This window comes from Microbacterium sp. NPDC057659, assembly GCF_042799915.1.
In the GTDB taxonomy this organism is placed as follows: domain Bacteria; phylum Actinomycetota; class Actinomycetes; order Actinomycetales; family Microbacteriaceae; genus Microbacterium.
In genome coordinates, this window is sequence record NZ_JBHVHU010000004.1 from 158,410 (window position 1) to 169,614 (window position 11,205).

Consider the following 11,205-nt stretch of genomic DNA (forward strand, 5'->3'; position numbering starts at 1 on the left):
TCAGCTGATGGTCAGCAGCTGGTGCCCGGCGGCGACCGTCGCACCGGCGTCGGCGCTGATGTTGCCGATCACGCCGTCCTTGTGAGCCTGAAGCGGCTGCTCCATCTTCATCGCCTCGAGCACCACGACCAGATCGCCCTTGACGACCTGCTGGCCCTCCTCGACGGCGATCTTGACGACCGTGGCCTGCATCGGCGACTTCACTGCGTCGCCGGAGGCGCCGGAGTTCGCGGTGGTGGCGTGGCTGCGACGCGACGGCGGCACGGCCGCAGGGCGTCCTGCGGTGCCGGATGCGACGGCGACGCGGTCGGGCAGGCTGACCTCGAGGCGCTTTCCGCCGACCTCGACGACCACGGTGTGGCGTCCCGGTGCGGTGGCCGGATCCTCGAGTTCGCCGTCCCAGGCCGGGATGTCGTTCACGAACTCGGTCTCGATCCAGCGCGTGTACACGCCGAACTCGCCGTTCTCGGCGGTGAAGGCGGGGTCGCGGACCACCTTGCGGTGGAACGGCAGCACCGTGGGCATGCCGGAGACCTCGAACTCGTCCAGGGCGCGGCGCGCGCGCTCGAGGGCCTCGGCACGGTCGCGCCCGGTGACGATGATCTTCGCCAGCAGCGAATCGAAGGCGCCGGAGACCTGGTCGCCGGCGGTGACCCCGGAGTCGAGGCGGATGCCGGGGCCGCCGAACGTCTTGAAGACGTGGATCGGGCCCGGCTGGGGGAGGAACCCGCGTCCCGGGTCCTCACCGTTGATGCGGAACTCGAGGGAGTGTCCCTGCGGCTGCGGGTCGTCGTAGTCGATCGTGCCGCCGGAGGCGATGCGGAACTGCTCGCGCACCAGGTCGATGCCGGTGACCTCTTCGGAGACCGGGTGCTCGACCTGCAGGCGGGTGTTCACCTCGAGGAAAGACACCGTGCCGTCGGCTCCGATGAGGAACTCGCAGGTTCCCGCGCCGACATAGCCGACCTCCTTGAGGATGGCCTTGGACGCGGAGTACAGAAGCTCGTTCTGCTCGTCGGTGAGGAACGGCGCGGGCGCCTCCTCGACGAGCTTCTGGTGCCGGCGCTGCAGCGAGCAGTCGCGGGTGGAGATGACGACGACGTTGCCCGCGGAGTCCGCCAGGCACTGCGTCTCGACGTGCCGGGGCTTGTCGAGGTACTTCTCGACGAAGCACTCCCCACGGCCGAAGGCGGTGACCGCCTCGCGGGTGGCGGACTCGAACAGCTCGGCGACCTCGTCCAGCTCGCGGGCGACCTTCAGGCCGCGGCCGCCACCGCCGTAGGCGGCCTTGATGGCGATCGGCAGGCCGAACTCCTGAGCGAAGGCGACGACCTCGTCAGCTCCGGCGACCGGACCGGGGGTGCCCGGTGCGAGCGGTGCGCCGACCTTCTCGGCCACGTGGCGGGCGGTGACCTTGTCGCCGAGCGCCTCGATCGCCTCGGGCGACGGACCGATCCAGGTCATGCCCGCACCGATCACGGCGCGTGCGAAGTCGGCGTTCTCGGCGAGGAAGCCGTAGCCGGGGTGCACGGCGTCGGCACCGGCGCGGCGGGCGACCGAGAGGATCTTATCGATCTGCAGGTAGGTCTCCGCGCTCGTGGCGCCGTCGAGGGCGTAGGCCTCGTCGGCGAGTCGCACGTGCATGGCGTCACGGTCCTGGTCGGCGTACACGGCGACAGAGGAGATCCCGGAGTCCCGGGCGGCGCGGATGATGCGTACGGCGATCTCGCCGCGGTTCGCGATGAGCACCTTGGCGATATCAGGCATGGGTTTCAGCCTAGCGAGTGTCGGGCCGATCTATTTGACGACTCTCCACAAGAAAATCACGGTTTCATGTCGGGATGCCTTCAAAGGGGGGATTTCGCGTTCCAGAGGTCGGTCCACACCACGCCGAGCTCGCCGGACAGCCGGCGCAGTGTCGACAGCGACATCCCGACCACGGTCGACGGGTCGCCCTCCACCCGGGTGATGAACGGTCCGCCCAGGCTGTCCACCGTGAACGCCCCCGCGACGTGCAGAGGCTCGCCGGAGGCGATGTAGACGTCGATCTCGGCATCCGTGACGTCGGCGGCGAACGTGACCGCGGCCTCGGCGACCGCGTGCGCCTCGACCGGTTCGGCGCCAGGGCGCACGCGGAACACCGAGTGTCCGGAGTGCAGGATGCCGGTCTCGCCGCGCATTCCGTGCCAGCGCCGCCGTGCCTCCTCGGGCGTGTAGGGCTTGCCGAGCACCTCGCCGCCGATCTCGAACATCGAGTCGCCGCCGATCACCAGGCCGTCGAAGTCCGGAGCATCCGCCTGCAGTGCGCGCACGACATCGGCCGCCTTCGCGCGTCCCAGCAGCAGCACGAGCTCCGCGGGAGCGAGCGGTGCGCCGCGGTCGGCCTCGGCCGCCGCGGCGACGGCGTCCTCGTCGACGCCGGGGGAGCGGGTCTCGGGCTCGATGCCCGCCTGCCGCAGCAGCATGAGGCGGGCGGGGGAGGTGGATGCCAGGCAGACGCGCATGCCTCCACGGTATCTGGGAAGATCGAAGGATGACCTCTTCCGCGGGCGAGCTGCTCGATCTCGACATCACCGGTTTCGCGCACGGCGGCACCGCCATCGCCCGTCACGAGGGCCGTGTCGTGTTCGTCGCCGACGCCATCCCGGGCGAGCGCGTGCGCGCCCGCCTCGCCGAGGCGTCGAAGAAGTCGTTCTGGCGCGCCGACGCCGTCGAGGTGCTCGAGCCCTCGCCGCACCGGGTGCCGCACATCTGGCCGGAGGCCGACATCTCGCGCGCCCCGGCCGACCGCGTCGGCGGCGCCGACCTCGGCCACATCGAGCTGGGTCATCAGAGGGTGCTCAAGCGCCAGGTGCTGCAGGAGGCTCTGGACAAGTTCGCCGGCACCGGCCTGACCGCCCCCGAGGTGGTGGGTCTCGACGAGGGCGACGGCAAGGGGTGGCGCACCCGGATGACCCTGCACGTCGACGACGCCGGCCGTGTCGGGCCGTATGCCGCCCGCAGCCACCGCGTGATCGAGGTCGGCTCGCTCCCGCTGGCGCGCCCCGAGTTGGCCGAGGCGGCCGGCGCGCTGGTCGGCACGCCCTCCGCAGGCCGCATCCTCTTCGTCGAGCCGGCCGACGGCCGCGCACGTGTGCTGCCTCGGCCGGACCGTCCGACCCGGTCACGGCGCGGCGCGCGCGCCCACCGGCCCGAGCCCGAGGTGATCGTCGAGAAGGTCGGGACACGCGAGTTCCGCCTCGACGTCGACGGCTTCTGGCAGGTGCATCCGCTGGCGGCGTCCACTCTCGACACCGAGGTGCGCGCGGCTCTGGAGGGCCGCGTCGATCCGGATGCCACGCACTTCGACCTCTACGGCGGCGTCGGCCTGTTCGCCGCCGCGCTCGCCGATCTCGGCGCGACCGACGTCGTCACGGTCGAGTCCGATGCCCGCGCCACCGCGCATGCGGAGCAGAACCTCGCGCCGCTGGACGTGCAGGCCATCACCGCCCGTGTGGACCGGTTCCTGGCATCCGTCCCCGAGGGCGGTCGCGCCGGCACCGTCGTGCTCGACCCGCCGCGCTCCGGGGCGGGGAAGGCCGTCGTCGAGGCCGTCCACGGGCTGGCGCCGGAGGCGATCGTCTACGTCGCCTGCGACCCGGTCGCCCTCGCCCGCGACCTCGGCACGTTCCGTGCGCTCGGGTGGGAACCGGACCGCCTCAGCGCCTTCGATCTGTTCCCGCACTCGCACCACTTCGAGACCGTGGCGCGTCTGACGCGCTGAGCCGCGTCGACCTCTGAGTATCCTGATTCCATGAGCACCGTCGCCCTCATCGACGATCACGAGTCGGTACGTCTGGGCCTCGAGGCCGCCTGTCAGCGCGACGGGGAGCAGCAGGTGATGTTCTCCGGCGGCACCGTGAAGGACTACCTGCTGTGGCGGGCATCGGCCGGCGCGCCGCCCGTCGATGTCGTCGTGCTCGATCTCACGCTCGGCGACGGCACCACCGTCACCGAGAACGTCGCGACGCTCGTCGCCGACGGTGCGAGCGTCGTGATCCACAGTGTCGCCGACCGACCCGCAGCGGTGCGCGAGGCGCTGGTCGCCGGCGCGGCGGGCGTGGTCAGCAAGTCGTCGGCGCTGGACGACGTGCTCGATGCGATCCGCACCGTCGCCCGCGGCGACGCCCTGAACAACGTCGAGTGGGCCAGCGCGGTCGACGGCGATCGCGAGTTCGCCGACGCGCAGCTGTCCACCCGTGAGCGAGAGGTGCTGCGTCTCTACGCAGCCGGCCTTCCCCTCAAGGTCGTGGCGGAACGGCTCGGAGTCGCCTACTCCACGGCCAAGGAGAACATCAGCCGCATCCGCGTGAAGTACGTCGAGGTCGGTCGTCCCGCACCGACCAAGGTCGCGCTGCTTCGCCGCGCAATGGAGGACGGCATCGTCGCCCCGGACGGGGCCCCGCGTGGCGGTTGACGCCCGCGGCATCCGGGAGGCGTGGAACGAGATCCCGTCGCCGGGTGCGGCGGGAGCCGGGCTGGAGCGGTTCACCGGCAACCGGATGGAGCGCATCCTCCAGATCGTCATCGCGCTCGGCTCCGCGGCGCTCGGCGCGCAGGCCTTCCTCTCCGCGATCAGCACCATGTCGAAGGCCGATGCCGCGCACCTCGCGATCCTGAACCTGGTCTTCCTGCCACTGGTGTGCATGATCGTGGCGTGCCTGACCGGTCATTTCGTGCGTGTCGCGTGCGGAGGGTTCGCCGTCGCCTACATGCTCGCGCTGGTGCTCTGGCCCGCCGTGGTGATCTCCTCCGGGCGGGGCGCCGCCGAGCAGCCCTGGATCTTCTTCCTGGTGAACATCGGGGTGCTCGCCGCGGTCGCGGCGTTCCCGTTCGGCCTGCAGTTCGTCTGGGCGGCGGCACTGCCGCTGGCCTACGGATGGGTGCGCCTGCTGCAGGGCGGCTTCTCGCAGGAGTACTGGATCACCACCGCGTTCGATGTGACCTTCACGCTCATCCTGGGCATGGTCCTGGTGTCGCTGGCGTGGATGTTCCGCTCGGTCGCCGCCGGCGTCGACGAGGCGCGCGCCAAGGCCGTGGAGACCTATGCCGCGGCCGCGGCCGCGACCGCCGCCGAGGAGGAGCGCGTCGCGCTCGCCGCGCTCATGCATGACAGCGTCCTGGCGGCCCTGATCGCCGCCGCGAGGGCCGAGAGCGACCGGGAGAAGGATCTGGCCGTCGGGATGGCGCGTGAGGCGCTCACACGGCTCGCGAACACCGAGGCGTCGGTGGCGCAGGAGGGCAGCGACGAGCCGGTGAGCACCACGGGGATCGTGGCCGAGCTGCGGCGCACGCTGTCCGAGCAGGGCGCGGATGCCGTCGTGGAGGAGCGCGGCGAGCCGGGTAGCGTTCCCGGAAAGGTCGCCCGCGCGCTCGTCCTCGCGGCCAGGCAGGCGATCGGGAACGCGCTGGCGCACGCTGGCGGGCGTGGGCTGCACGTGATCGTGGATGCCGCAGGCGCGGGCATCCGGGTGATCGTCACCGACACAGGGCCCGGGTTCGACCCGGACCACATCGGCGAGGACAGGCTCGGCATCCGTGCGTCGATCCTGGCGCGGATGGCAGCGGTGGCGGGCACGGCGCGGATCGCCTCAGGGGCTCAGGGCACCACGGTCACGCTCACGTGGGAGGCCGCATGAGACTCACCGTGCGCAGCATGGCCACCGGTCTGGCACTGGGCTTCGCGGTCTACTTCGCGGCCCGCGGTGTCTGGTGGACACCGGTGCAGCCCGAGGTGCCGCTGTTCATGGTGGCCGCCATCGGGCTCTACATCGCCACAATGCTCACGGCTGTCCTGGCCGGCACCGATCGGGAGGTGCGGTTGCCGCTGTGGTGCGGCATCCTCTCGATCGTCACGGCGATTGCGGTACCGCACCTCGTTTCCGTGTCGTTGAGCGAGTCCGACCGCGTCGCCCCCTTCGCCACCTGGTACATCGGTGCGACGGGGCTGCTGGGCGTCGTGTGCATCGTCCGGCGCCGGTTCCTGATCGGCTGGCTGATCCTGCTGATCCTCGCGATCTCCTCCTGCGCGCACATGGGAGTCGTGAACGCGTTCACGCTGGGTCTCGTCGGCTCGATCACCTGGGTGGCCGTGGCGCAGCTGCTGGTGCTGTTCTGGGATCGCGCGGTGCGTGACACCGAGCGCCTCGCGGACATCCAGCAGGCCGTCTCGGCCTGGCATGCCACGCAGCAGGTGCGACAGCGCGAGCGGCGGATGCGGGTGCAGCTGGCGCTCGCCGTGGCAGGCCCGCTGCTGGCCAGGACGGTCGCGGCGCACGGTGCGCTCGACTCCGAGGAGAAGGTGCGGGCGCGTATCGCGGAGGGGCGGCTGCGCGACGAGCTGCGCGGCGCGAGTCTGCTCAACGATGCGGTGCGCGAGGCGATCGCCGACGCGCGCGGCCGTGGCATCACCGTGACGGTCTTCGACGAGGGCGGTCTGGACAACGTGGACGAGCATCGGCGAGACGAGATCCGCGACGAGCTCGCCGGCGTGCTCGCGCAGGTCAGCACCGATCGCGTGATCATCCGTGCCGCCAGCGACGAGGTCATCGCCGTGACGGTCGTGGGCCGCGGCGGCGCCGGCGGATCCCGGGACGACGACGAGGTCGACCTCTGGCACGAGATCCCGCGGAACCGTCAGGATTAGACGTCTCTCTGCACGTGAGCGTTCTCAGTGGAGGAGAATCCTCGGAATGAGAAAGGGCGAGGGGCGGCGAAGCCGCCCGCCCCTCGCCAACGCGGACGAGTTACCCGAAAACTGTCCGCATGTGGACGGTTTCTCGCTTGCCTACCCTGGGACAAGGAGACCGTCTAACGCGAAGCGTTGCATCTAGTCTCGCGGGCGGAAAGAACATTGTCTGTAGGTATTTCGGGGGACAAATCCGGCTTTTTTCGCCTTTTTCGGTGTCGAAAGGCGGAATTCAGCCGGAGAAACGCCCCCAGGGGATGTCCCGCCGAAGCGGCGTGCGCATCGGCCGACGCGTGCTCATCCAGGCGGAGACGCGCGCCTCGTCGGCGACCGCGCCGGCGACCTCGGTCGTGTACGCCTCGCTGACGATCGCGACGAGTGCCGCGAGCTCCTCATCGGTCGGGTTGCCCCGCACGACCTCGACGATCGGGACGTCGGACTGTTCGGGCTGCTCGGTCACAGCGGGATGTTCCCGTGCTTCTTGGGCGGCAGCTCGGCCCGCTTGCCCTTGAGAGCCCGCAGGGACTTCGCGATGGCCACGCGGGTGTTCGCCGGCTCGATGATGCCGTCGATCTCTCCGCGCTCGGCGGCGAGGAAGGGGCTGGTCACGCTGTAGGTGTACTCGTTGGCGAGGCGCGTGCGCACGGCGGCGACATCCTCACCGGCCTCCTCGGCGCGCTTGATCTCACCGCGGTACAGGATGTTCACCGCGCCCTGACCGCCCATCACCGCGATCTCGGCGGTCGGCCAGGCGAGGTTGACGTCCGCGCCGAGCTGCTTGGAGCCCATCACGATGTAGGCGCCGCCATAGGCCTTGCGCAGGATGACGGTGACCAGCGGCACCGTGGCCTCGGCGTAGGCGTAGATGAGCTTCGCTCCACGGCGGATGACGCCGGTCCACTCCTGGTCGGTGCCGGGCAGGTACCCGGGGACGTCGACGAGGGTCACGATCGGGATCGAGAACGCGTCGCAGAAGCGCACGAACCGACTGGCCTTCTCACCGGCCTCGATGTTGAGCGTGCCGGCCATCTGCGAGGGCTGGTTGGCGATGATGCCCACCGAGCGGCCCTCCACCCGGCCGAAGCCGATCAGGATGTTCGGCGCGAACAGAGGCTGCACCTCGAGGAAGTCTCCGTCATCGACGATGTGCTCGATGACCGTGCGCATGTCGTAGGGCTGGTTCGGGGAGTCCGGGATGATCGTGTTCAGCGCGCGGTCGGCATCCGTCGTCTCGAATTCGAACGCGGTGTCGTACCCGGGGATCTCGGCCATGTTGTTGTCCGGCAGGAAGCCGAGCAGCGTGCGTGCGTAGTCGATCGCGTCGTCCTCGTCCTCGGCGAGGTAGTGCGCGACACCGGAGCGGGTGTTGTGCGTGTACGCACCGCCGAGCTCCTCCATGCCGACGTCCTCGCCCGTGACGGTCTTGATCACGTCGGGACCCGTGACGAACATCTGGCTGGTCTTGTCGACCATGATCACGAAGTCGGTCAGCGCCGGGCCGTACACGGCGCCGCCGGCGGCCGGGCCCATGATGATCGAGATCTGCGGGATGACACCAGAGGACCGGGTGTTCATCTTGAAGATCTCGCCGTACTTCGACAGGGCGAGCACGCCCTCCTGGATGCGGGCGCCGCCCGAGTCGAGGATGCCGATGACCGGCATCCCGCTGGTGAGGGCGAACTCCATGACCTTGATGATCTTGTCGCCGGAGACCTCGCCGAGCGAGCCGCCGAAGGTGGTGAAGTCCTGCGAGTAGACGGCGACGGTGCGGCCGTGGATCGTGCCGATGCCGGTGACGACCGAGTCGCCGTACGGGCGGTTCCGGTCCATGCCGAACGCGGTCGAGCGGTGCCGGACATACTCGTCGAACTCGACGAAGCTGCCGGGATCGACGAGAAGCTCGATGCGCTCGCGGGCGGTCATCTTGCCCTTGGCGTGCTGCTTCTCCTGGGCTTTCTTCTCAGGATCGACGACGGCTTCGGCGTAGCGGGCGCGGAGGTCCGCGATCTTGGCTGCGGTCGTCGAGAGGTCAGGCGTGTCCGTCACAATTCCACACTAGCGCCGGCCGCGGGAGCGCCGTTGGATGCTCGCCACAACGGATTCGCAGATCCTTTGGGTGTTCGGTTCTTCTCGCCGATCAGTTCTTCGGCGTCCAACTGCCCCGCTCTGCCAGAACTGCCCGATGGGCAGACACGACGGCAGGGGCGAGACGCTCACACGACGAACCGCCATACGTACTCCAGCCCGTCATCGGGGCGGAACCACGCCAGGGTCACCACCACGTCATCGAGATCGGCGGAGCACAGGCACAGCTCGAGCCGCTCTGCGGGCAGCACCTGTCCCCACAGGTCGGTGACGATGCCGGCGCCCGGAACGTCGTGGAACACGCGCACGAAGTCGACCGGCTCCTCGCCTCTGTTGACGACGACCGGATGCGCGCGCTCGGCGCGCTGGATGCGCCAGGGCACGCGGTAGGCCGGAACGGATGAGGGCAGGCGGGGGAGTCCGAGGGTCATGCCGTCAACGTAGGAACGGCTCCCGACGAAGCCGTTCACCCACCGGCATCCGTGGTCGGCACTGTGCAGGACTGCGCGCTACTCGTCGCTTGTGGAGAGGATCTCCGGCGCCTTCTTCTGGCGCACGACGCCGGTGACCTTCCGGCCCGCCCAGCCCACGCCGCGCACGGCGGTGCCCGCAGCGCTCGCGGCGGCGGCGCCCACGAGGCGTGCACCGTGCAGCATCCGCAGCTCCAACCTCTGCGCACCGGGCACCGGCTCGAGCTCGGCGGGCAGCTCCAGCGGCGCCTGGCCGAACGCTCGCCGCGACGAGGTCAGCACGCGCCGGCCGAGCACATGGTTGCCGGCACCTCCGATCGCGGCACCGATGCCGAACGGCAGCGCCTTGCCGAGGAACGACGCCCCGCCGTTGACTGCGAACTGCTTGATGAACATGCTCTTCAGGCGGTCGACCAGCGGCCCGACCGCCGCCCTCGGCAGCGACTTCGTCACCAGCTCGCCCCAGTACGCAGACCGCGTGCCGCCCTTGCCGACAGCCTGCTTCGCGAGCTGGGAGACGAGGTCGACCCCCTCCTTTCCGAGCATGAGCGTCATCACCAGCGCGCGTGCGCGGTCGGGGTTCTCGATCGGGATGCCGTGCACCTCTGCCACGGACTGGGCGAACAGTGCCGTCGACTCCACGAACCCCAGAGTCTCGACGCCCGACAGCGTCAGCGTCACACCGGTGCCGATACCGGGCACGACCGCGGTCGCGCCGACGGCTGCGCCTCCGGCCGTCACGGCGGCGAGGTAACGCAGCTCGAGGATGCGCACGATCTCGGCCGGCGTCGCGTTCGGGCTGCGCAGGCGGATGCTGCGGATGTGCGCGACCACCAGCGGACGCTGCACCGCGAGCACCCGGTCGACGCCGCGGATCACGAACGGATGCTCGTCGGAGCCGGCCGGCGGCAGCCCGGTGTCCCAGGCGGAGTCCGCGGGGAGCGAATGGATCTTGTGCACCTTCTCGCGCATGCGCCGATCCTATGCACTCGCACCTGCGAAACACCCCCGGTCGAGGGAAGGCGAAAGCCCGGCCCCCGCGAGAGGAGCCGGGCTTTCAGGAAGTCGGGGTCAGACGAACAGGTTCGCCCGCTCGAGGTCCTCGGCGAAGTCGATCTCGACCGCGTACAGGTCGGACACGTCCATCGGCTCGATGAGCACGCCGTCCTCGGCGATCGCCAGCTCGAGGCCGCGCTCGAAGTAGTCCTGGTCCTCGACGCGCTGCAGCTGGCGCATGAACGCCTTCTTGTGCGCAGACGAGATGTAGTTGATGCCCACGGCCTCGCCGAGGCCGCCCTTGACGGTCTTGGACAGCTCCTTGATGAAGCCCTCCGGGGTGACGGTGTACTTGACCTCTTCGTCGCTCACCTTCGAGGTGTTGACCGTGACGAACGACTGGTCGCGCTCGATGAGCTCGATCGCGCGACCCAGGATGCGCGGGTCGAAGACGACGTCGCCGTTCATCCAGAGCACGCCGCCGCGACCGGTGACGCTGAGCGCGCGGAGCAGGCTCTTCGAGGTGTTCGTGACGTCATAGCGCTCGTTGTGCACGTAGTTGACGTTCGGGAACGACTCGATGATGGTCTCGGCGCGGTAGCCGACGACGGTCGTGATCCGTGCGTCGCCACCGAACGCGGCGCGGATGTTCTCGTGCTGCTGCTGCATGATGGTGCGGCCGTCGTGCAGCTCGGTGAGCGGCTTGGGCAGGGCGCGCCCGAGGCGCGAGCCCATTCCGGCGGCCAGGATGACGGTCTGAAGAGTCACGAATGCTCCTAAAAAGTATCTGTGTTCACTGTCGATTCATCGACGGGACACCTCTTCGTGCCGGGTTCATGCTACCGAAGCGCCCTGGGAGAGCCCCGGCGGGGGAGGCGGCGTTGCCGTTTCGTGATCGAGTACACACCGGACACTCAGGAACGCTCG

The 11,205-nt window shown here is 69.8% G+C and carries 11 protein-coding genes; 4 read left to right on the forward strand and 7 right to left on the reverse strand.

Annotated features, from left to right (window positions below; all coding sequences use genetic code 11):
- Both ACFVAE_RS17205 and ACFVAE_RS17210 read right to left on the reverse strand, forming a co-directional pair.
- Positions 1 to 1,767: an acetyl/propionyl/methylcrotonyl-CoA carboxylase subunit alpha gene (locus tag ACFVAE_RS17205; RefSeq protein ID WP_378894838.1), complete on the reverse strand. Its 1,767-nt coding sequence runs from the start codon at positions 1,765 to 1,767 to the stop codon at positions 1 to 3.
- 80 nt (positions 1,768 to 1,847) lie between these two features.
- On the reverse strand, positions 1,848 to 2,504 hold the full coding sequence (locus tag ACFVAE_RS17210) for a Maf family protein (RefSeq protein WP_378894841.1): 657 nt from the start codon (positions 2,502 to 2,504) through the stop codon (positions 1,848 to 1,850).
- A 29-nt stretch (positions 2,505 to 2,533) separates the two neighbouring features.
- Between ACFVAE_RS17210 and ACFVAE_RS17215 the strand changes: the two genes are divergently transcribed.
- The 4 genes from ACFVAE_RS17215 to ACFVAE_RS17230 are packed head-to-tail and all read left to right on the forward strand — an operon-like array spanning position 2,534 to position 6,685.
- A complete protein-coding gene (locus ACFVAE_RS17215) occupies positions 2,534 to 3,763 on the forward strand; it encodes a class I SAM-dependent RNA methyltransferase (protein WP_378894844.1) in 1,230 nt (409 codons plus the stop codon).
- Positions 3,764 to 3,793: 30 nt separating this feature from the next.
- Positions 3,794 to 4,456 (forward strand): response regulator, encoded by a 663-nt coding sequence (locus ACFVAE_RS17220; RefSeq protein ID WP_378894847.1) that lies wholly within the window; start codon positions 3,794 to 3,796, stop codon positions 4,454 to 4,456.
- Positions 4,446 to 5,678: a sensor histidine kinase gene (locus tag ACFVAE_RS17225; RefSeq protein WP_378894850.1), complete on the forward strand. Its 1,233-nt coding sequence runs from the start codon at positions 4,446 to 4,448 to the stop codon at positions 5,676 to 5,678. The genes ACFVAE_RS17220 and ACFVAE_RS17225 overlap by 11 nt, the downstream gene beginning before the upstream one ends.
- On the forward strand, positions 5,675 to 6,685 hold the full coding sequence (locus ACFVAE_RS17230; protein ID WP_378894853.1) for a hypothetical protein: 1,011 nt from the start codon (positions 5,675 to 5,677) through the stop codon (positions 6,683 to 6,685). Before ACFVAE_RS17225 ends, ACFVAE_RS17230 begins: the two co-directional genes overlap by 4 nt.
- A gap of 274 nt (positions 6,686 to 6,959) precedes the next feature.
- Here the strand turns inward: ACFVAE_RS17230 and ACFVAE_RS17235 are convergent, their stop codons facing one another.
- The 5 genes from ACFVAE_RS17235 to ACFVAE_RS17255 all read right to left on the reverse strand — a co-directional run bounded on the left by ACFVAE_RS17235 (position 6,960) and on the right by ACFVAE_RS17255 (position 11,046).
- Positions 6,960 to 7,187, reverse strand: coding sequence for an acyl-CoA carboxylase subunit epsilon (locus tag ACFVAE_RS17235; protein WP_378894856.1), 228 nt, complete (start codon positions 7,185 to 7,187; stop codon positions 6,960 to 6,962).
- Positions 7,184 to 8,773 (reverse strand): acyl-CoA carboxylase subunit beta, encoded by a 1,590-nt coding sequence (locus ACFVAE_RS17240; RefSeq protein WP_378894859.1) that lies wholly within the window; start codon positions 8,771 to 8,773, stop codon positions 7,184 to 7,186. Before ACFVAE_RS17240 ends, ACFVAE_RS17235 begins: the two co-directional genes overlap by 4 nt.
- Positions 8,774 to 8,940: 167 nt before the next feature.
- A complete protein-coding gene (locus tag ACFVAE_RS17245) occupies positions 8,941 to 9,243 on the reverse strand; it encodes a hypothetical protein (RefSeq protein ID WP_378894861.1) in 303 nt (100 codons plus the stop codon).
- A gap of 78 nt (positions 9,244 to 9,321) precedes the next feature.
- Complete coding sequence (locus ACFVAE_RS17250; RefSeq protein ID WP_378894863.1) at positions 9,322 to 10,254, reverse strand: hypothetical protein; 933 nt, start codon at positions 10,252 to 10,254, stop codon at positions 9,322 to 9,324.
- A 99-nt stretch (positions 10,255 to 10,353) separates the two neighbouring features.
- Positions 10,354 to 11,046, reverse strand: a complete 693-nt coding sequence (locus tag ACFVAE_RS17255) for an NTP transferase domain-containing protein (protein ID WP_378894865.1) — start codon at positions 11,044 to 11,046, stop codon at positions 10,354 to 10,356.
- Positions 11,047 to 11,205 lie beyond the last annotated feature (159 nt).